Origin of the sequence: Prevotella sp. SGI.167 (assembly GCF_050313615.1) — a bacterium.
Taxonomy (GTDB): Bacteria; Bacteroidota; Bacteroidia; order Bacteroidales; family Bacteroidaceae; genus Prevotella.
In genome coordinates this window covers 66529-86630 of the sequence record NZ_JBNPLT010000004.1, presented here as the reverse complement: position 1 = coordinate 86630, position 20102 = coordinate 66529, and the positions used below count along the sequence as shown (strand labels likewise).

The window sequence follows — 20102 nt, the reverse complement described above, 5'->3', positions numbered from 1 at the left end:
TAAGTCTACAACTGCATATTACTTATTTTTCCAGTTATTTATGCAAAAATCGATTAAATATTTGGAGTTTACAAAAAAACAACGTATCTTTGTCATCAGATTTAAAAATAATTAAAATCTAACAAGATGGCAAAGTACATCAACCCCTTTACCGATTGGGGCTTCAAACGTCTTTTCGGTCAAGAATTCAGCAAGGATTTGCTGATAAGCTTTCTCAACGATCTGTTGGAGGGCGAGCTCCACGTCAAGGATGTAGTGTTCAAAGACAAAGAGCAATTGCCACAGACCAAAGATCAACGAGGCATTATCTACGATGTTTTCTGCGAAACCGACACAGGCGAGCGATTCATCCTGGAAATGCAGAACAAGTGGCAACCCAATTTTCTGGATCGCTCCATCTGCTATGCCTGCAGAAGTATTCTGGAACAGGTAGATAAGGGCAAAGCAGAGAATCAGGATGCCTATAAGTTTCTGCCGATATACACAGTTTGTTTCATGAACTATATGCCAAAGGCAGGCGAAGTAAACAAGTTCAGAACAGACATCATATTGGCAGATAAGGAGAGCAAGGAGCAAGCTTCCAACAAGCTTCGCTTCATCTACTTGGCCCTGCCTCTTTTCAAAAAAGAGCCAGCGGAATGTGAGAGTGATTTTGATAAATGGATTTATGTATTGACTCATATGGAAGCATTAACAAGAATGCCTTGGACGGCACAAAAGAAGATTTTCGAGAAGCTTGAGGAATATGCCGACAGTCATAGACTCTCGAAGAAAGAATGGGAAGCCTACGAGAACAGTCTTTGGATTGCTCGCGATAATTTGGCATGTATGGCGGCCGCAGAATCAGAAGCCAGAGCTGAAGGCATGGCAAAAGGCATGGCAAAAGGCATGGCAAAAGGTATGGCAAAAGGTATGGCTGAAGGAAGAGCTGAAGGAAGAGCTGAAGGAAGAGCTGAAGGAAGAGCTGAAGGAAGAGCTGAAGGCTCTAATGAGGCAAATATAAATGCTGCACAGCGTATGCTTGCTGATGGTATGTCGAAAGAGCTTGTCATGAAATATACAGGTCTTTCACTCGAGCAAATCAGCAATATCAAATAAATACAAGTGAATAAAAAAGGTGTATCAGAAAAACTTTATGATTTCTGATACACCCTTTTTTCTTGCCGATGAGCCTACTGGAAATCTGGATTCCAAAAATGGCAAGGAGGTGATGGAACTGCTTTCTGAGCTGCACAAGGAGGGCACCACCATCGTAATGGCACCCCACTCGTTGCATGATGCCAATTATGTCTATATCTCTTCATCAATGAATCGGATGATTTCATCCTGCTGGTCGGGATGATACCAGTGGATTTCGGTATCTCGCTTAAACCAGGTGAGCTGCTTGCGCATGTATTCACGGCTATGCGACTGTATCTGGCGGATGGCTTCATCCTTATCTATCTCGCCATCGAAATAGGCAAACATCTCTTTGTACCCCACGGTTCTCAAGGCGGTGAGACCCTTGTGCGGATATACGCTGCGGGCTTCTGCCTCCAGGCCTTCCTCCATCATCAGCAACACACGCTGGTTGATTCGGTCGTACAATTCGGCACGGTCGCGGTTCAGACCTATCTTGATGATGCGGAAAGGACGCTGCTTCTTCTCGGCTACACGGAAAGAAGTATAGGTCTTGCCAGTTTGGTGGCAGATTTCCAAGGCATGCACCACGCGGCGTGGATTCTTCTTATCTACTATCGCCCAATGCTCCGGATCCATCTTATGGAGTTCTTCTACCAGCGCTTCCAAGCCTTCTTCTTCCAGGCGCTGTTTCATCCAGGTACGGATGTCGTCCCGCACGGTAGGAATATCGTCGATACCCTTGCATACGGCATCGATATACATCATGCTGCCGCCTGTAAGCAGCGCCACATCATGATTCTTGAAGATTTCTTCTTTCAGGAGATTCATCACATCGGTCTCGTATTGGGCTGCGCTGTAATAATCTTTGATGTGATGGTTGCCTACGAAATAATGCTTCACCCGCTGCTGCTGTTCGGCAGTAGGCGCTGCGGTTCCGATAGGGAGTTCTGCGAAGATCTGGCGGGAGTCGGCATTGATAATAGGTATAGAGAGATGTTCTGCCAGCGAAAGGCAAAGCTCCGTTTTACCTACACCGGTAGGACCTAAAACCACAATCAATGTTTTCATATATCATTCTTTATATTCAAGAAAAAAGCATCCTTGCTCGTTTCATAAACCTATGCAAGAATGCTCTTTTTACCTTTTTACTTTTTTACCCTTTTACTTTTATCGGATAATGCCGCGCTGAGAACTCTCTACGAAGTCGATGATGTACTGGATTTCCTTAGTCACCTCAAGATTCTTCTTGATTTCCTCGATACCTTCCTTCAGGATACCCTTGCTGTAGAGCAGGCGATAAGCCTCGTGGATGTTCTGGATGGTCTCGTTGCTGAAACCACGGCGACGCAAACCGATGAGGTTGATGCTGCAATAGCGGGTTGGCTCCTTGCCGGCAATGATATAAGGAGGAATATCCTGAGAGAAACGGCAACCGCCCTGGATCATCACGTAGCCTGCGATGTGGCAGAACTGATGAACGAGAACGTTGGCGCTTACGATGGCGTTGTCATCTACAACCACCTCGCCGGCAAACTTGGTAGAGTTACCGATAATCAAGCCGCTGCCCAGCTCACAGTCGTGAGCCACGTGAACAGTCTCCATCAGGAGGTTGTTGCTGCCTACCACGGTCTTGCCCTTAGAGGCTGTACCACGAGAGATAGTAACGTTCTCACGGATGCTGTTGTTGTCGCCCACCTCGCAGGTTGTCTGCTCACCCTTGAACTTCAAGTCCTGAGGCTTGGTAGAGATGCTGGCGCCTGGGAAGAATTCATTATTGTTGCCGATACGAGCGCCCACGTGGATGGTAACGCTGTTCTGCAATACGTTGTTATCGCCCAAAACGGTGTCCTTGTCGATATAGCAGAAAGGACCGATAATGTTGTTGTCACCAAGTTTTGCCTCTGGATGAACAAACGCTAATGGACTAATCTGATTCATATTTCTATCTTATTATTACTTGTTCTTAACAATCTGTGCTGTGAAAGTAGCCTCAGCCACCACCTGGTCGCCTACGAACATATAGCCCTTCATAGAGCTGATGCCATGACGTACGGGTGCGAGCAACTCCACACGGAAGAGGAGGGTATCGCCTGGAACCACCTTCTTGCGGAACTTCACGTCGTCGAGCTTCATGAAGTAAGTGCTCCAGCGCTCAGGCTCTTCCAGCTGGTTCAATACGAGCAGACCGCCACACTGTGCCATCGCCTCTACCTGGAGAACGCCTGGCATTACTGGCTCCTCTGGGAAGTGACCGGTGAAGAATGGCTCGTTGCTGGTTACGTTCTTAACGCCCACGATGCTGGTAGGACCCATGGCGATGACCTTATCTACCAACTGCATTGGATAGCGATGAGGCAGGAGCTGGCGGATGCGGATGTTATCCATGATTGGCTCCTCGTTTGGATCGTAGATAGGAGCCTGAATTTCGTGCTTGCGAATCTCCTTGCGCATGAGACGGGCGAACTTGTTGTTCACGGTGTGACCTGGTCGGGTAGCGATGATGCGACCCTTGATAGGCTTACCGATGAGCGCCATATCGCCGATGATGTCGAGCAGCTTATGGCGAGTACACTCGTTCTCCCACTGCAAAGGACGGTGCTGGATGTAACCCAACTTGCTGGCATCCATGTGAGGCACCTTGAGATGGTCGGCGAGCTGATCGAGCTGCGCCTGCTCTACCTGGCGCTCGTAGATAACGATGGCATTGTCCAAGTCGCCACCCTTGATGAGGTTAGCCTGGAGCAATGGCATGATATCGCGAACGAAAACGAAGGTACGTGCCGAAGCAATCTCGTCAACGTAGGTCTCCATCTTGTCGAGGGTAGCAAACTGGCTGTTGATGAACTTGCTCTCGAAAGAACACATCGCCGTGATGCTGAACTCCTCATCTGGAAGAATGGTGATGACAGAACCGTTGTCGTCCTTCACCTCAATCTTATGACGGATGATATAATAGTCCTTCTCTGCATTCTGCTCCTGGATGCCCACGCTCTGAATCTTCTCTACATACATGGATGCAGAGCCGTCGAGGATAGGGAATTCAGGACCGTTAACCTGGATGAAACAGTTGTCGATGCCGAGGGCATAGAGTGCTGACATACCGTGCTCGATGGTAGAGATGCGGATATCGCCCTTACCGAGTACGGTGCCACGCTGGGTTTCAACGACGTTCTCAGCTACAGCCTGGATGATAGGCTCGCCTTCGAGGTCGATGCGCTGTATCTTATAACCGGTGTTCTCTGGTGCAGGATTGAAAGTCACGGTGAGGCTCAAGCCTGTGTGCAATCCTTTTCCACAAAGAGAGAAACTACCTTTCAGTGTTTTCTGTTTTGACATAATTATATTCATTTTTTAGGCACGGATTACACGGATTTTTTCTCTGCGTTTTCTTCGGAATCCTTAGTGGCATTAGCCTCCGCGTCATCCGTGTCATCCGTACCTTATTATTTTTAATTGTTTTTCTTTAATTCTTCAATCTGCTTCTTCAGGTCGTTGAGCTCCTTGTACATGTCAGGCAGGCGACGGAAGATGGCCTGTGACTTGAAGTAAGCACGCTGCTCCATAGGAGGAGTACCGATGAGCTGCTGGCCGCTCTTGAGGCTGCCTGGCACACCGCTCTGTGCTCCGAGGAACACCTTGTCGCCGATGGTGATGTGACCTGCGAGACCCACCTGTCCGCCAAACATACACCATTCGCCAACCTTGGTACTGCCGGCTACACCCACCTGAGAAGACATCACGGTGTTGGCACCGATGTCGGTGTTGTGGGCAATCTGAACCAGGTTGTCGAGCTTCACGCCCTTGCGAACGTAGGTAGAACCCATGGTAGAGCGGTCAACGCAAGTGTTGGCACCAATCTCCACATCATCCTCGATGGTTACGATACCAATCTGAGGAATCTTGTCGTATCCATCAGGTCCTGGAGCGAAGCCGAAGCCATCAGCACCGATGACACAACCTGCATGGAGAGTCACGTTATCGCCGAGCTTACAGCCGTGATAAACGGTTACGTTAGGGTAGATGAGGGCATTCTTGCCAATCTTCACACCCTCGCCGATGTAGGCGTGAGGATAAATCTGGCTACCTTCGCCCACCTCGGCACCATCGCTGATATAAGCGAAAGCGCCAATATAGACGTTCTCTGCCACCTTAGCCTTTGGAGAAACAAAAGCCAATGGGTCGATGCCTGTCTTCTTTGGTTTCATAGACTCGTACATCTGAAGCAGTTTAGCCACACATTCGTAGGCGTTCTTCACACGGATGAGGGTAGCGCTGACTGGGTGTTCCAGTTCTACGGTCTCATCAATGAGCACGATGCTAGACTTCGTGTCGTACACGAAGTGAGTGTATTTAGGGTTAGAAAGGAACGAGATTGCACCTTTCTTGCCTTCTTCGATTTTTGCGAAGGTGTTGACTGTTGCATTCTCATCACCTTCCACACGGCCCTGAACGAACTGGGCTATTTGTTGAGCGGTAAATTCCATAATTTATCTGTCTTCTAGTTTGTTTTAATTGGTCACCCAAGGTATAAATACCTTTAGGTAAACACATTTTGTTTGCAAAAATAACAAAATAAATTTAGATTCTCGTCATTCTTTCGTAATATTTTGCTTTTTTCGCCAACAAATAGGTATTTTTAAGGCGCAAAGCGTCTTTTTCAAGATACTTTGCGCCTAAAATCTTATTTTTGGTAGGGATTGCAAATCCCCCGGTTTAATAGGTCGAACCTTTTTTTACGGCGGATTTCAAATCCGCCGGGACGCCTAGCGAGAGGCTTAGCCCAGCTTGGCAAGCTCTGCTGCCATTTCTTCCTGCAATTCCTTTGCCTTCTGGCCTGCTACCTCTGCGAAGTCCTCACCGTTGCTAGCATAGATGATGCCGCGAGATGAGTTGACGAGCAGACCGCAATCCTTGATGATACCATACTTGCAAACCTCCTGGAGGCTACCGCCCTGAGCACCAACACCTGGTACGAGGAGGAAGTGGTTAGGAGCCACCTTGCGGATGTCCTCGAACATCTGCCCCTGGGTAGCACCTACTACGTACATCATGTTCTCGTCGTTGCCCCATTCCTGGCTCTTCTTCAGAACCTTCTCGAAGAGGCGCTCGCCTTCCTTGTCCTCTGTGAGCTGGAAGTCATGGCTACCCTTGTTGCTGGTCAAAGCCAGAAGGATGACCCACTTGCCCTCATACTCGAGGAAAGGCTTGACAGAATCCTCGCCCATGTAAGGAGCTACGGTTACTGAATCGAGGTTGTACTCCTCAAAGAAAGTCTGGGCGTACATCTTTGAGGTGTTGCCGATGTCGCCACGCTTTGCGTCAGCGATGATGAAGTGGTTTGGATAGTGGCTCTTGAGATACTTGATGGTGTTCTCGAAGGCAATCATTCCGTCGATGCCACGGCTCTCGTAGAAAGCCAGGTTTGGCTTGTAAGCCACGCAGTAAGGAGCGGTAGCGTCGATGATAGCCTGGTTGAACTTAAACATCATCTCGGCTTCTGCACCCTGGATTTCTTCATCCTCTGTGATGCACTTAGGCAACTTATTGATATCTGTGTCAAGACCTACGCACAAGAAGCTCTTCTTTGCGAAAATCTGCTCTACAAGTTCTTTTCTGTTCATAATATGGTATTTATGATGATAAGGGTTCTACAATTCTGTTTCTTTCAGTTTCTCTGCATTCTCAGCCACGGTCAGGGCATCAATCATATCCTGGATGTTACCTGCCAGGAAACCATTGAGGTCGTGGGTGGTGTAACCGATACGGTGGTCGGTAACACGGCCCTGTGGGAAGTTGTAGGTACGAATCTTCGCACTGCGGTCACCGGTAGAGACGAGGCTCTTGCGGCGGCTGGCGATATCGTCAACATACTTCTGATGCTCACGGTCGTGGATGAAGGTATAGAGGCGGCTCAAGGCACGCTCCTTGTTCTTTGGCTGGTCACGGGTCTCGGTACACTCGATAAGGATTTCCTCTACCTCGCCAGTGTTAGGGTTCTTCCAAGGATAGCGGAGGCGAACTCCAGACTCTACCTTGTTCACGTTCTGACCACCGGCACCAGAGCTTCGGAAGGTATCCCACTTGATGTCACCTTCGTTGATGTTCACCTCAAACTTATCTGCTTCTGGCAATACAGCCACGGTAGCAGCTGAGGTGTGCATACGGCCCTGAGTCTCAGTGGCAGGTACACGCTGAACACGGTGAACACCAGACTCATACTTCAATGTACCGTAAACATCTGTTCCGCTTACGGCGAAGTCGATTTCCTTGTATCCACCCACAGCGCCCTCAGAGACAGAAGTCACGCTGACTGTCCATCCCTTAGACTCACAATATTTCTTATACATAGAGAAGAGGTCACCGGCGAAGAGGGCAGCCTCGTCGCCACCGGCACCGCCACGAATCTCCATCTGTACATTCTTGGCATCCTCTGGATCCTTAGGAACCAGGGCGATCTTGATTTCCTCTTCGAGCTTAGGCTGCAGCGCCTCATTCTCGTTGAGTTCCTCGCGCGCCATCTCCTTCATTTCAGGGTCGCTTTCGTTGGCGAGAATATCCTTAGCTTCCTTGATGCTGTTCAGACAGTTGATGTATCGCTTGCGTGCGTCCATGATGTCGCCAAGGTCTTTCCACTCCTTGGTCAGCTTCACGTAGCGTGGCTGGTCGGCGATGACATCAGGGTCGGTAATGAGGGTGCTTACTTCCTCGTATCGGCTCTCTAAGCCTTCAAGCTTCTGTAATATGTTGTTATTATCCATCGAATTATTTTTTGGCACGGATTACACGGATTACACGGATTTTTCCCTGTGCTGTGTTCCCTTGCGCTCGTTTGTAAATATCTTTCTTTTTACTTGTAAGGATAGACCGAAATTGATGAGCAATCCTACTTCTGCCTGGCAGGCTGAGAGATAGTTTACTAACTGCCATTCATGTTCGGGATGCAAATCTTTAACGGCTTTCAATTCAATGATCACCTTATCTTCTACGACCATGTCGGGAATGTAGTGACCAACGCATTCACCTTTGTAAAAAACATCTAAGTGTTTTTGGCACTCACACTTCAAACCACGTGATTTCAATTCTTTATACAGAGCATTTCCATATACAGCCTCTAGAAAACCAACTCCTAAGACTTTGTGTACTTCTTGAGCTGCACCAATTATCTGTTTAGTTAAATCTTCTTCTAGCATAACAATACTATAAATTAAGAAATAAAAGAATAAAAATCCGTGTAATCCGTGTAATCCGTGCCTAAAACATTTAGTATTCGAATGTTCCGAATTCGCTCTTGATGGTCAGGCTGCGCTTGCCTTCCTCGATGTGACCCACAATCTGGGCATCGATGTTGAAGCTCTTACTGATGGCGATAACCTTCTCGGCAATCTCAGGACGTACGTAGATCTCCATGCGGTGACCCATGTTGAATACCTGGTACATCTCCTTCCAGTCTGTCTCTGAGCAGTCGTGGATTGCCTTGAAGAGAGGAGGTACTGGGAACATGTTGTCCTTCACTACCTTGCAGTTCTCGCCTACGAAGTGCAGAACCTTGGTCTGGGCACCACCTGTACAGTGAACCATACCGTGAACCTCTGGGCGAAGCTCATCCAGGATCTTCTTGATAACCGGAGCATAGGTACGGGTAGGAGAGAGTACCAGCTCACCGGCGTTGATAGGAGAACCCTCAACCTCATCGGTCAACTTATACTTGCCGCTGTAAACCAACTCATCTGGCACGGCGTGGTCGTAGCTCTCAGGATAGTTCTCAGCGAGATACTTGGCGAATACATCGTGGCGGGCAGAAGTCAAACCGTTGCTACCCATGCCGCCGTTGTACTTCTTCTCGTATGTAGCCTGACCTGTAGAAGAGAGACCTACGATAACATCGCCTGGACGGATGTTGGCATTGTCGATGACGTCGCTGCGCTTCATGCGGCAGGTTACGGTAGAGTCAACGATGATGGTACGAACCAGGTCGCCTACGTCGGCAGTCTCACCGCCGGTAGGATAGATTCCGATACCCATCTCGCGCATCTCGTGGAGCAGGTCGTCGGTACCGTTGATGATAGCCGAGATGACCTCGCCAGGGATGAGCATCTTGTTGCGGCCGATGGTAGAGCTAACGAGGATGTTGTCTACGGCGCCCACGCAGAGCAGGTCGTCGGTATTCATCACGATAGCATCCTGAGCGATACCCTTCCATACAGAGAGGTCGCCAGTCTCCTTCCAGTACATGTAAGCCAAGCTAGACTTGGTACCTGCACCGTCGGCGTGCATAATGTTGCAATACTCTGGGTCACCGCCCAGGATATCAGGTATAATCTTGCAGAAAGCCTGTGGGAAGATACCCTTGTCGATGTTCTTGATAGCGTTGTGAACATCTTCCTTTGCTGCGCTTACACCGCGCATCATATATCTATTGTTACTCATATCTAAATTGATCTCCAATTATGATTCTTATAATTTCCTTATCGTTCTTATAAATGTAGATGTTCAAGTTTGTTATGCTGAATCTGTACTTGTAAACATCTACGTTTATGAAGTATTTATTTTTCTTCATGCCAGAAATCCCAGCTGGCGAATGCCTGGAGGAGCAGCATCTCCAAACCATTCTTTACTGTGGCTCCATGTTCTTTTCCCTTCTTCATGAAAAGGGTTTCGTCAGGATTGTAGATGAGATCGTAGAGCAGCGTGTGGGTGTCCATCGCCTCGTAAGGCAGCGGAGGGCACTCATCTACATGAGGATACATGCCCACTGGAGTACAGTTGACGATGACATTGTATTCCTTGATTACCTCTGGAGTAATCTTATCGTATTGAATAGTACCTGGACGTTCGTATCGACTCACAAACAAGGTTTCCAAACCTAGTGATTTCAAACCGTAGTTGATGGCTTTAGACGCACCTCCGGTACCCAGGATAAGTGCTTTCTTATGACACTTCTCCAGGAATGGCTCGATGCTCTTTGTAAAGCCAATGACGTCGCTATTATAGCCGGTGAGCACAGTTTCATTGCCCTTATGGTCAACCTTCACCACATTGACGGCTCCGATGGCGTTGGCCTCAGGGCTTACGCTGTCGAGATAGCTGATTACTTTCTCCTTGTAAGGAATGGTTACGTTGAAACCCTTCAGTTCGGGATTGGTGTCGAGTACCTCAGCTAAACCTTCGATGCTAGGCAGCTCGAAGTTGATGTACTTGGCATTGATTCCTTCGTTCTCAAACTTCTCGTTGAAATAGCTTTTTGAGAAGGAGTGGCCCAAAGGGAAACCTATGAGTCCATACTTGTCCATACTGATATTCTTATTTAAAATTCATAATTTATTTGGTTGCAAAATAGAGTGTGCAGATGCCGAAGGTGAGTCGGGTGAACTCTGCTTTCTCGAAACCTGCCTTCTTGAATACCTCCATCATCGTCTCTCCCTGAGGGAATGCCTCAATAGTCTTGGTGAGGTAGCTGTAGGCACTCTGGTCTTTCGAAATCAGCTTGCCGTAGATAGGCAATACTGTATGTGAATAGATGTGGAACAGCTGCTTCATCGGGAAACTGACCGGAGTGGTGAGCTCTACGATGCAGAGATGTCCTCCCTTCTTCAGTACTCGGCACATTTCGCGCAGGCCCTGGTCCAGGTTCTGGAAGTTGCGGATGCCGAAGGCGGCAGTTACTGCATCAAATGTATTGTCTTCGTATGAGAGGTGGAGACAATCTTCCTTGTCGAAGCGGATCACTCCGTCAAGTCCCAGCTGCTTTACCTTCTGTCTTCCTATCTCCATCATTCCCTGCGAGATGTCTGCTCCGATGAGTTTGTCGGGATGCAGCATCCGGGCGGCAAGGATGGCGAAGTCGCCGGTGCCGGTGGCGATGTCGAGTATTTTTTTTGGAGAGAAGGGCGCAAGTCGCTTGATAGCCTTCTTGCGCCATCCCTTGTCGATATCCCACGAGAGTCGGTGGTTCAGGGTGTCGTAGGTAGGGGCGATGTTGTCAAACATCTCCTCTACCAGCTTGCCCTTATCTCCTGTGCCCTCGTAGGGCTTAATCTGTTCTTGCTTATACATTATTAATTATTTACGTGTAGCAAGCCATTCACTTACGTTCTTCTCAATACGTGCAGCGATGTCACCTTCCTCAGCAGCCTTGTCGAACTTCTCGCCTGTGATGTGCTCGTAAAGCTCGATGTAGCGATCAGATACGCTCTCTGCATACTCGTCGGTAATCTCTGGCATGGTCTGACCTGGCTCGTTCATGAAGTTGTGCTCGATGAGCCACTGGCGAACGAACTCCTTGGAAAGCTGGCGCTGAGGCTCACCCTTCTCAAACTTCTCCTCGTAGCCGTCAGCATAGAAGTAGCGGCTAGAGTCTGGAGTGTGAATCTCGTCGATGAGGTAAACCTTACCGTCGCGCTTGCCAAACTCATACTTGGTATCAACGAGAATCAAGCCCTGCTTGGCAGCGATTTCCTGACCACGAGCGAAGATCTTGCGTGTATAGTCTTCCATTACAGCGTAATCCTCTGCACTAACAATACCCTGGGCAATGATCTCTTCCTTAGAGATGTTCATGTCGTGACCCTCGTCAGCCTTGGTAGTAGGAGTAATGATTGGCTCTGGGAAACGCTCGTTCTCGCGCATTCCGTCAGGCAACTTCACACCGCAGATCTCACGGCATCCCTTCTGATAGTCGCGCCATGCGCTACCGGTGAGGATTGAGCGGATGATCATTTCTACGCGGAAACCCTCGCACTTCAAACCAATAGTTACCATAGGGTCTGGAGTAGCCAACTTCCAGTTTGGACAGATGTCTGTAGTTGTGTCCAAGAACTTAGCTGCAATCTGGTTGAGCACCTGTCCCTTGAATGGGATACCCTTAGGCAGAACAACGTCGAACGCTGAGATTCTGTCGGTAGCGACCATCACGAGGATGTCGTCGTTAATGTCATACACATCACGTACTTTACCGTGGTAAACACTCTTCTGTCCATCGAAATGGAAATCTGTCTTTGTTAATGCTTTCATTTTACTTTGAACTTTGAATTTTGAACTTTGAACTTGATGATATGCTTTGAATAATCATTCTGTTCATTCTTAATTCTGATTATTTTGAATTATCTTTTTCTGCTTTCAGCGCTTCTCGTGCTTCCGCTCTCTCCTTGTCATACTTGTCATATGCATTGACGATGCGGGTTACGAGCTTGTGTCGCACAATATCCTTCTGCCCCAGCTTCACCACTCCGATGCCTTCCACCCCGTCAAGAATCTTGAGTGCTTCCTTCAGTCCGCTTCGCTGCTCTCTAGGCAGGTCTATCTGGGTCAGGTCGCCGGTGATGATCATCTTGGTGTTCATGCCCATACGGGTAAGGAACATTCTGATCTGCTGGGAGGTTGTGTTCTGCGCCTCGTCGAGGATGACGACGGCGTCGCTGAGTGTGCGTCCACGCATAAAGGCAAGTGGCGCAATCTGGATAATGTGCTTTTCCATCATGTCTTGCAGCTTGACGGCAGGAATCATGTCTTCCAGTGCATCATACAGTGGCTGCAGGTAAGGGTCAATTTTATCTTTCATGTCGCCTGGCAGGAAACCGAGCTTTTCGCCCGCTTCTACGGCAGGTCGTGAGAGGATGATCTTTTTAATGGCTTTCTCCTTGAGTGCTTTTACGGCAAGGGCGATGCTGAGGTAGGTCTTACCGGTTCCGGCAGGCCCCACGGCAAATACCATGTCGTTCTTTTCGTAAGCTTCAATGAGTTGCTGCTGATTCTCGCTGCGGCTCTTGATAGGTCTTCCGCTGATGCTGTAAACCAGCACGCCTTTTACGGAGTCAGCTTTGGTCTGTTTGCCTTTCACAATATCAAGGATATCTTCTTCATTGAGCATGTTATATTTAGCTAAGTGCTTGCGCATCAGCTCAATGTCTTCTTCTGCTTTCGCCATTTCTTCCTCGTCGCCAAGCACACGAAGCACGTTGTCACGTGCCACGATACGCAACTTAGGATACAGTGATTTTATCATCTGTAGATGAGCATTATTCACTCCGTAGAACATCACTGGATCTACATCTTCGAGTACTATATGTTTCTCTATCAAAATTTCTAATCTTAAATCGTTTAAACCTTTATATGTTATATAACGCTGCAAAATTACAACTTTTCCTCGAAATAAGCAAATTTCTTATGCTTTTTTTGAGATTATCGGGCAAACTGTTCTGGTAAACCGTCTGTGAGACAGAGGGAACTTGTTTATATTGCTGTTAAAAAAATAACACGGACAAATTGAATTTGTCCGGCTCTTTCGTCTGGTCGCTTGTAACATCTTGATAGATAGTTCTTTATAAGCCTTCTGGTAATTTACCCGGACAAATTCAATTTGTCCGTGTTTTTTTTAGTTTAAAACATGCCTGTTTCTGCTGTTTGTCGATGATAAAGGCTGTGATTCAAGAAGAAGTCTATTTGTTTCTTCATAGAGAACTATGAGTTAGCACCCACAAAACTATGAGTTAGGATTTTTAACAAAGGGACAAGAAGTTAACAGGTTAACAGTTAACAGCCGTTTTTTGCATCCTCCCCCTTTCCTTAATTAAATATAAATATATATATATATACTTATTTCTTGTATATGAGTGGGGGAAGTATGCATTTTTGGGCTGTTAACTGTTAACCTGTTAACCCTCATCTGAAAAAATCTCCTTGTCGAGTCCTCCTCTTATGTAAGCTAAGTGCCTTATATGATGGCTGGTAAGAGTCATCAATGATGACCGGCACGAGGCTTAAATGATGCCTGGCGATGGTGATGGATTGATAGTGTTTGGATGGTAAGAACAAAGCTTCGGAAGTTGGGAATATCGTTTTTTTCTAGTAGAACTTATTAAAAAGACATTAAAAAGTTTTGTATTATGAAATTAATGATGTACTTTTGCCATACTTTTTATAGAAAATTGATTATAACTCTTGATAATGAAATTAAAACATATTATCCTACATATAGTAAATGTTGTTCAGGCAATGTCTGGCAAGAACCGTTTCTTGCTGGGTTTTGTCGTTGTTGTGTGTGTCCTGGCTTTGGTGAGATTGATCAGTCCGGGCGTTGCTGAACCAAGGACTTCTGTTGCTGATTTGAGTGTGGCGGATAGCCTGGCTACGGATTCCGTTGATCAGCTAGCGATGGCAGAAGAAGACAAGGAAGAGGAGAATAAGGCTGCAAATGAGATAGCTGAGACATCTGATGATTTGACCCAGGAAGCTGCCGGAACAGGTTCGGAGACGGATGCTGCGGCAGATTCTTCCAATACGCCTTCTATTTTCTTCGATAAGAATGGCAAGGAGGTGAAGCATCGTATCTTCTCGGTGCCTCATTTCGGCAATACTTTCCCTGATCAGCAGGATGTGCAGATTCTGGCTGCCAACAAGCATGGCGTGAATCCGGTACAGAACCGTGAAGAGGCTGAGCATAGTAAGGGTAAGCTGGTGTATGTGGGCAGCAATCCTTTCTTTTATGTGGATAAACTGAATAGCAGTATACCTTATCTGGTACCTAGGGCTTCGGTGCTGCTGCAGGATATCGGTCGGGCTTATTTCGATTCTTTGCAAATCAAGGGCATTCCTTTGCATAAGATTATCGTTACGAGTATTCTCCGTACCAAGGATGATGTGGCGAAGCTTCGTACCCGCAATGGCAATGCTACCGAGAATTCATGCCATCTTTACGGTACTACCTTTGATGTTTGCTACAACAGATATAAGCAGATTCAGACTCGTCAGCAGCCTCGAAGACAGGTGCAGAATGACACCCTGAAATGGGTGCTCAGCGAAGTGCTGAGAGATATGAGAGACCGCAACCGGTGCCTTGTAAAATATGAGGTAAAACAGGGCTGCTTCCATATCACCGTGAAGTAGATTGCTTGTGGTGATTTCAATTGATATTATATAAAATTTGGGCGTGTCGTTCTTGACAGAATGGCACGCCCTAATCTTTTATTTAGTTTTTGATTCTTTTCAAATCGTCAGGTTCGCCTACCAGCCAGATGATATCTCCCTTTTCGAATTTTCGGGATGGTGAAATGCGGGTGAGGTTTTCCTGACCTTCTTCCAATCCTACGACCATACAGTTGTAATGGTCGCGGATGCCACTCTCGATGAGCGTCTTGCCCAGAAATTCGCTGGAAGATGAGATGATGAGCTGGCTCAGCTTCATCTCGCGCTTCTCTATCTCGGAATCTTCCGGCATCAGATCGCTCTGAAGAGCTGTGTTGAACTTCTGAAGCTGGTCGTCATTACCAATCACCTGCAACTTGTCTCCAGGAAAAATAACCATATCTCCATTTGGGATATTGAGGCGATGGGAACCACGGCGAACGCTACTCATGTCTACACCAAAACGTTCACGAAGATGCAGCTCCCTGAGTGACTTGCCCGTCCACGTACTGTCTTCCGGTACTTCGAACTCACTGATATGAATATCTCTATCCAGCAGTCTGCCCTCGTAGAGTGGGCGTTTTTCGCCATTCACCTGAGCCGCAATATCTCGTGAGCGGAGATTGTGGACGAAGACGCGCTCCATCACAATGCTGCGCTTCTTGATGCGGCGGGAGGTGATCATCAGCATCACCACAATGACTCCGATGCAGATCATCAGCGCATTGGTGAAGCGGGAGAGGAAGTTGATGATGTAGAAGATGAAGGCCAGGGCTATGACGAAGCGGACAAATACCGTAAACAGCAGAGGCACACGGTTGATGCTGCTCTCTACCCATAGGCGTTTCCACTCTGCACTGTGGTTTTTCTTCATTACGATGGCACGCAGGAATGGAGCTATCAGCAGCACCGTAAGCAAGCCGGTGATGGCGTTGGCGTACCAATGAAGATGCCAGCCTGGCAACAGATTGCGCATCAGAGGCAATACGAAGGTGAACATCAGGGCAATGGTAGCTGCTGCGAGTATCGAATAGGCTACGGTGTTGATGGTCATCTGCTTAATCAGCGATTTCCACTTGCTCTGCTGCTGGGTCTGCGGATGGCTCATCGCAAAATGGTTCAACACATGAATGAGCTTGTCGGGCAGATGCTTCTCCATCACCTGATAGGTAGGCAGCGCCAGACGGATCATGTAAGGCGTCAGGAAGGTGGTGATGACACTCACCGCTACGACTACCGGATAGAGGAAGTTGCTGATAACGCCAAGCGACAAGCCCAGCGAGGCGATAATGAATGAGAACTCGCCAATCTGAGCCATCGAGAAACCGCAGCGCATAGCCGATTTCAAAGATTCGCCTCCGAGCATGAAGCCGAAGGTGCCCAGCGTGGCCTGACCTATCAGTATCGTACCCACCAGGGCAAGGATAGGCAGGGCGTATTCTATCAGAATCTTAGGGTCTACCAGCATACCTACTGATACGAAGAAGATGGCTCCGAAAAGGTTCTTGACTGGTTCTACCAGCTTGATAATCTTCTCAGCTTCAATGGTTTCTGCCAGGATGCTACCCATGACGAAGGCTCCGAAAGCACTGCTGAAACCTACCTTGCTGCTCAGTACGGCCATGCCGCAGCATAAACCCAGCGATACGATAAGCAGGGTTTCGCCATTGATGAGCTTTCTTACCGAGCGGAGGAACCAGGGGATGGCGAAGATGCCTACGATGAACCAGACGCCAAGGAAGAAGCCTATCTTGACGATGGAGGCAAACATCTGACCGCCATCGGGATTGCTGCCGCTCGCTATCGCTGACAGCATCACCATCATGACGATGGCCAGGATGTCTTCCAGAATCAGTACGCTCATCACCATCGAGGCAAACTTCTGGGTGCGCAGCCGCATGTCGTCGAACGCCTTATATATAATAGTGGTGGAACTCATGGCAAGCATACCGCCCAGGAAGATACAGTCCATCCTTCCCCAGTCGAAACTGTGGCCCACGCTGATGCCCAGCATCATCATGGAGAAGACGATGACCACGGTTGCAATGATAGGCGATGCTCCCATCTTCACGATTTTCTTGAAAGAAAAGTCAAGACCCAGTGAGAAGAGCGTAAAGATGACACCGATGTCTGCCCAGGTCTTGATGTTCGTCTCGTCCATTACCGACATAGTGTAGGGCATGTGGGGCGAAACGAGGAAGCCTGCCACAATGTATCCCAGCACCAGCGGTTGCTTGAGCCGCTTGAAGATGAGGGTAACGATGCCGGCTACCATCAGGATGAGGGCGAGGTCTTTTACTAAAAAGGGAATTTCTGCCATAATTTTCAGTTTATGATAATCTCTCTGTAAATATTCGTATTCATTTATGAAAATGGGGAATTTAGATGTGCCTAAATTCCCCATTTTTGTATTAGTCGTTGTATTCTTCTGTGATTTCTGCAATCTTCACGATAGTATCCACCACCTTCTGCATAACCTGGATGCTCACAAACTCGTGAGGACCATGGAAGTTGACACCACCGGCAAAGATGTTAGGGCAAGGAAGACCCTTGAAACTGAGCTGTGCTCCATCGGTACCGCCACGGATAGGCTCTACGCGAGGAGGAACGCCGCTCTCCTGCATCGCCTTGAGTACGATGTCGATTACATGCATGTTGGGGTCAATCTTCTCCTTCATGTTGTAATACTGGTCGAAGATTTCGGCAGTAACCGTTCCTTCGCCATACTTCTCGTTCATCTTCTCCACACACTTCTCGATGAAGTCCTTGCGGTCTTCAAACTTTTCGCGGTCGTGGTCGCGGATGATATAGCTGAGCTTGGCTTCCTCGCAACGGCTCTCAATGCCGAGCAGGTGATAGAATCCCTCGTAACCCTCTGTCTGCTCAGGAGTCTCGGTCTCTGGTATCATATTCTGGAACTCTACAGCCAGGCGGCTTGCATTCACCATCTTGCCCTTGGCGTAACCAGTATGTACGCTTACTCCCTTGATATGAATCTTGGCAGCAGCGGCATTGAAGTTCTCGTATTCCAGGTCGCCCAGGTCGCCACCGTCAACGGTGTAAGCCCAGTCGCAACCAAACTTCTCTACATCGAAGTGATGGGCACCCATACCGATTTCCTCATCAGGATTGAAGCCCACACGGATGTCGCCATGCTTGATTTCCTTATGGTCGCGGAGGTAGCACATGGCCTGTACGATTTCAGCGATACCTGCCTTGTCATCTGCACCGAGCAGGGTAGTACCGTCTGTCACGATGATGTCCTCACCCTTGTGAGCCTTGAGCTCAGGGAATTTCTCGACGCTGCTGATGATTCCAGGGCTCAGTTCGATATCCTTGCCGTCATAGTTCTTGATGATGCGGGCCTTGATGTCCTTTCCGCTGGCGTCAGGACTGGTATCCATGTGTGAAATAAATCCGATGGTAGGGGTCTTTTTCTTGGTATTTCCCTTGAGGGTGGCGTAGACATAGCCCATGTCGTCCATTTCGACATCGGTCAAACCTTCGTCCTCAAGTTCTTTCTTGAGATACTTGGCAAATTCCAATTGTTTTGCAGTACTAGGCACACTTTGAGAATCTTCGCTCGACTGTGTGTCGAATTTTGTGTAGTTTATGAAACGTTCTACTAAATCCATGTTCTTAATTATTAAAAGTAGTCAATTCTCCAAGGGGGTGCTCTTTAGAAGTAGGGGCGTTCCATGGAGCCTTGAAAATAGTATTGAAAGTGATCCCGATGGGATTCAAACCCATGACCTTCAGAACCGGAATCTGACGCTCTATTCAACTAAGCTACGGGACCGATGCTGCAAAATTACGGATTTTATTTGGAATAACCAAATATTTGCTTGATTTTTTACTATATATTATAATGTATATAGGGAAAAAGGAATAAAATGCTCGGCAAAATGTCACTAAAAGTATAAAAATAGTTATCACTTTGCAAAATAATAGAGAAAAATGCTTGCAGATTAATAATTTATTTGTACCTTTGCAACCAACAATAGAGAATAAACGATAATACAAAATAAAAACCATACGAAAATGAGCAAATTGATAAAACCTGAAGGGTACAAGGCGCTGTTGGATATGCGCCAGACCGAAATGGGTATCAAACTGATAAAGGAATTCTTTCAGCAGAATCTGAGTACAGAGCTTCGCCTTCGCCGCGTTACTGCTCCGCTCTTTGTACTGAAGGGACTTGGAATCAATGACGATTTGAACGGCGTGGAGCGCCCTGTAAGTTTTCCTATCAAGGACTTGGGGGAAGCTCAGGCTGAGGTGGTGCACTCTCTTGCCAAGTGGAAGAGACTTACCCTTGCCGAATATAATATAGAGCCTGGTTATGGCGTGTATACTGATATGAATGCAATTCGTGCCGATGAAGAACTCGACAATTTGCATTCGCTTTATGTTGACCAGTGGGACTGGGAAGCAGTGATAACCCGCAAAGACCGTACTATCGCTTTTCTGGAAGACATAGTGCGCCGCATCTATGCAGCTATTCTCCGCACGGAATATCTCACTTGCGAGCATTATCCTGAAATCAAGCCATTCCTGCCAAGAGAGATTCATTTCATTCATGCACAGGATTTGCTGGATATGTATCCTGATATGACTCCAAAGGAGCGCGAGGATGCTATCTGTGAGAAATACGGCGCTGTATTTGTTGAGGGTATTGGCGGCGAGTTGAGCAATGGCGAGAAGCATGATGGAAGAGCTCCTGACTATGATGACTGGAGTACTGTTGCTGAAAATGGGAAGGCAGGATTGAATGGTGATATTCTGATCTGGTATCCTGTTTTGGGTCGCAGCTTCGAGCTCAGTTCCATGGGTATCCGTGTAGATAAGGAGAGTCTGCTTCGTCAGCTGAAGATTGAGGGTAAGGAAGATAGAGAGAAGCTTTATTTCCACCAGCAGCTGTTAAGTGATAAGTTGCCTCTCAGCATCGGTGGCGGTATCGGTCAGAGCCGTCTCTGCATGGTGATGCTTCATAAGGCTCATATCGGAGAGATTCAGGCTAGTATCTGGCCAGATGAAATGCGTAAGGAATGTGATGAGGCAGGAATGCCACTGATTTAATG

The 20102-nt window shown here is 47.6% G+C and carries 17 protein-coding genes, 1 tRNA gene and 1 pseudogene; 4 read left to right on the top strand and 15 right to left on the bottom strand.

Annotated elements, in window-relative coordinates; all coding sequences use genetic code 11:
- Nucleotides 1–126 precede the first annotated feature (126 nt).
- Together ACQRBJ_RS03545 and ACQRBJ_RS03540 are read left to right on the top strand one after the other, a co-directional pair.
- Nucleotides 127–1098: an Rpn family recombination-promoting nuclease/putative transposase gene (locus ACQRBJ_RS03545; protein WP_445302865.1), complete on the top strand. Its 972-nt coding sequence runs from the start codon at nucleotides 127–129 to the stop codon at nucleotides 1096–1098.
- Between the two features lie 58 nt (nucleotides 1099–1156).
- A pseudogene (locus ACQRBJ_RS03540) lies at nucleotides 1157–1342 on the top strand (hypothetical protein); the annotation flags it as partial.
- Here ACQRBJ_RS03540 and miaA read toward each other — a convergent pair.
- The 12 genes from miaA to ACQRBJ_RS03480 all read right to left on the bottom strand — a co-directional run bounded on the left by miaA (nucleotide 1291) and on the right by ACQRBJ_RS03480 (nucleotide 13198).
- Nucleotides 1291–2190, bottom strand: a complete 900-nt coding sequence (gene miaA / locus ACQRBJ_RS03535; RefSeq protein WP_295346112.1) for a tRNA (adenosine(37)-N6)-dimethylallyltransferase MiaA — start codon at nucleotides 2188–2190, stop codon at nucleotides 1291–1293. The pseudogene ACQRBJ_RS03540 and the gene miaA overlap by 52 nt on opposite strands.
- A 99-nt stretch (nucleotides 2191–2289) precedes the next feature.
- On the bottom strand, nucleotides 2290–3060 hold the full coding sequence (lpxA, locus tag ACQRBJ_RS03530; protein WP_203039940.1) for an acyl-ACP--UDP-N-acetylglucosamine O-acyltransferase: 771 nt from the start codon (nucleotides 3058–3060) through the stop codon (nucleotides 2290–2292).
- 15 nt (nucleotides 3061–3075) lie between these two features.
- Nucleotides 3076–4458, bottom strand: a complete 1383-nt coding sequence (locus ACQRBJ_RS03525; RefSeq protein WP_153097943.1) for a bifunctional UDP-3-O-[3-hydroxymyristoyl] N-acetylglucosamine deacetylase/3-hydroxyacyl-ACP dehydratase — start codon at nucleotides 4456–4458, stop codon at nucleotides 3076–3078.
- A 113-nt stretch (nucleotides 4459–4571) separates the two neighbouring features.
- The gene (gene lpxD, locus ACQRBJ_RS03520; RefSeq protein WP_295346114.1) at nucleotides 4572–5606 is read right to left on the bottom strand and encodes a UDP-3-O-(3-hydroxymyristoyl)glucosamine N-acyltransferase; all 1035 of its coding nucleotides are present in this window, start codon (nucleotides 5604–5606) and stop codon (nucleotides 4572–4574) included.
- Nucleotides 5607–5897: 291 nt separating this feature from the next.
- The gene (gene pyrF / locus ACQRBJ_RS03515; protein WP_153122035.1) at nucleotides 5898–6743 is read right to left on the bottom strand and encodes an orotidine-5'-phosphate decarboxylase; all 846 of its coding nucleotides are present in this window, start codon (nucleotides 6741–6743) and stop codon (nucleotides 5898–5900) included.
- A gap of 27 nt (nucleotides 6744–6770) precedes the next feature.
- Nucleotides 6771–7880: a peptide chain release factor 1 gene (gene prfA, locus ACQRBJ_RS03510; RefSeq protein ID WP_153122034.1), complete on the bottom strand. Its 1110-nt coding sequence runs from the start codon at nucleotides 7878–7880 to the stop codon at nucleotides 6771–6773.
- Between the two features lie 30 nt (nucleotides 7881–7910).
- Entirely contained in the window at nucleotides 7911–8312 is a 402-nt protein-coding gene (locus ACQRBJ_RS03505; protein WP_295346117.1) for a GxxExxY protein, read from the bottom strand.
- A gap of 70 nt (nucleotides 8313–8382) precedes the next feature.
- On the bottom strand, nucleotides 8383–9531 hold the full coding sequence (locus ACQRBJ_RS03500; protein ID WP_295408811.1) for an AIR synthase-related protein: 1149 nt from the start codon (nucleotides 9529–9531) through the stop codon (nucleotides 8383–8385).
- A gap of 134 nt (nucleotides 9532–9665) precedes the next feature.
- A complete protein-coding gene (locus tag ACQRBJ_RS03495) occupies nucleotides 9666–10412 on the bottom strand; it encodes a shikimate dehydrogenase family protein (RefSeq protein WP_153122033.1) in 747 nt (248 codons plus the stop codon).
- Between the two features lie 28 nt (nucleotides 10413–10440).
- The gene (gene ubiE, locus ACQRBJ_RS03490) at nucleotides 10441–11175 is read right to left on the bottom strand and encodes a bifunctional demethylmenaquinone methyltransferase/2-methoxy-6-polyprenyl-1,4-benzoquinol methylase UbiE (RefSeq protein ID WP_294968586.1); all 735 of its coding nucleotides are present in this window, start codon (nucleotides 11173–11175) and stop codon (nucleotides 10441–10443) included.
- A 6-nt stretch (nucleotides 11176–11181) separates the two neighbouring features.
- Nucleotides 11182–12132, bottom strand: a complete 951-nt coding sequence (locus tag ACQRBJ_RS03485) for a phosphoribosylaminoimidazolesuccinocarboxamide synthase (RefSeq protein WP_153122031.1) — start codon at nucleotides 12130–12132, stop codon at nucleotides 11182–11184.
- Nucleotides 12133–12211: 79 nt separating this feature from the next.
- On the bottom strand, nucleotides 12212–13198 hold the full coding sequence (locus tag ACQRBJ_RS03480; protein WP_294968583.1) for a PhoH family protein: 987 nt from the start codon (nucleotides 13196–13198) through the stop codon (nucleotides 12212–12214).
- Between the two features lie 866 nt (nucleotides 13199–14064).
- Between ACQRBJ_RS03480 and ACQRBJ_RS03475 the strand changes: the two genes are divergently transcribed.
- Nucleotides 14065–15003: a DUF5715 family protein gene (locus tag ACQRBJ_RS03475; protein ID WP_441935956.1), complete on the top strand. Its 939-nt coding sequence runs from the start codon at nucleotides 14065–14067 to the stop codon at nucleotides 15001–15003.
- A gap of 82 nt (nucleotides 15004–15085) precedes the next feature.
- On the opposite strand, the gene ACQRBJ_RS03470 is transcribed toward ACQRBJ_RS03475, so the two are convergent.
- The 3 genes from ACQRBJ_RS03470 to ACQRBJ_RS03460 form a co-directional block, all read right to left on the bottom strand.
- Nucleotides 15086–17341 (bottom strand): cation:proton antiporter, encoded by a 2256-nt coding sequence (locus ACQRBJ_RS03470; protein ID WP_445302864.1) that lies wholly within the window; start codon nucleotides 17339–17341, stop codon nucleotides 15086–15088.
- Nucleotides 17342–17432: 91 nt separating this feature from the next.
- Nucleotides 17433–18656, bottom strand: coding sequence for a peptidase T (gene pepT, locus ACQRBJ_RS03465; protein ID WP_294968575.1), 1224 nt, complete (start codon nucleotides 18654–18656; stop codon nucleotides 17433–17435).
- 90 nt (nucleotides 18657–18746) lie between these two features.
- A tRNA-Arg gene (locus tag ACQRBJ_RS03460) sits at nucleotides 18747–18820 on the bottom strand.
- 242 nt (nucleotides 18821–19062) lie between these two features.
- Here ACQRBJ_RS03460 and asnA point away from each other — a divergent pair.
- Nucleotides 19063–20100: an aspartate--ammonia ligase gene (asnA, locus tag ACQRBJ_RS03455; protein WP_295346123.1), complete on the top strand. Its 1038-nt coding sequence runs from the start codon at nucleotides 19063–19065 to the stop codon at nucleotides 20098–20100.
- Nucleotides 20101–20102: the final 2 nt, after the last annotated feature.

Coding starts and splice junctions, on each gene's coding strand:
- ACQRBJ_RS03545 (WP_445302865.1), top strand. CDS start 127: ATGGCAAAGTACATCAACCCCTTTACCGATTGGGGCTTCAAACGTCTT.
- miaA (WP_295346112.1), bottom strand. CDS start 2,190: ATGAAAACATTGATTGTGGTTTTAGGTCCTACCGGTGTAGGTAAAACG.
- lpxA (WP_203039940.1), bottom strand. CDS start 3,060: ATGAATCAGATTAGTCCATTAGCGTTTGTTCATCCAGAGGCAAAACTT.
- ACQRBJ_RS03525 (WP_153097943.1), bottom strand. CDS start 4,458: ATGTCAAAACAGAAAACACTGAAAGGTAGTTTCTCTCTTTGTGGAAAA.
- lpxD (WP_295346114.1), bottom strand. CDS start 5,606: ATGGAATTTACCGCTCAACAAATAGCCCAGTTCGTTCAGGGCCGTGTG.
- pyrF (WP_153122035.1), bottom strand. CDS start 6,743: ATGAACAGAAAAGAACTTGTAGAGCAGATTTTCGCAAAGAAGAGCTTC.
- prfA (WP_153122034.1), bottom strand. CDS start 7,880: ATGGATAATAACAACATATTACAGAAGCTTGAAGGCTTAGAGAGCCGA.
- ACQRBJ_RS03505 (WP_295346117.1), bottom strand. CDS start 8,312: ATGCTAGAAGAAGATTTAACTAAACAGATAATTGGTGCAGCTCAAGAA.
- ACQRBJ_RS03500 (WP_295408811.1), bottom strand. CDS start 9,531: ATGATGCGCGGTGTAAGCGCAGCAAAGGAAGATGTTCACAACGCTATC.
- ACQRBJ_RS03495 (WP_153122033.1), bottom strand. CDS start 10,412: ATGGACAAGTATGGACTCATAGGTTTCCCTTTGGGCCACTCCTTCTCA.
- ubiE (WP_294968586.1), bottom strand. CDS start 11,175: ATGTATAAGCAAGAACAGATTAAGCCCTACGAGGGCACAGGAGATAAG.
- ACQRBJ_RS03485 (WP_153122031.1), bottom strand. CDS start 12,132: ATGAAAGCATTAACAAAGACAGATTTCCATTTCGATGGACAGAAGAGT.
- ACQRBJ_RS03475 (WP_441935956.1), top strand. CDS start 14,065: ATGAAATTAAAACATATTATCCTACATATAGTAAATGTTGTTCAGGCA.
- ACQRBJ_RS03470 (WP_445302864.1), bottom strand. CDS start 17,341: ATGGCAGAAATTCCCTTTTTAGTAAAAGACCTCGCCCTCATCCTGATG.
- pepT (WP_294968575.1), bottom strand. CDS start 18,656: ATGGATTTAGTAGAACGTTTCATAAACTACACAAAATTCGACACACAG.
- asnA (WP_295346123.1), top strand. CDS start 19,063: ATGAGCAAATTGATAAAACCTGAAGGGTACAAGGCGCTGTTGGATATG.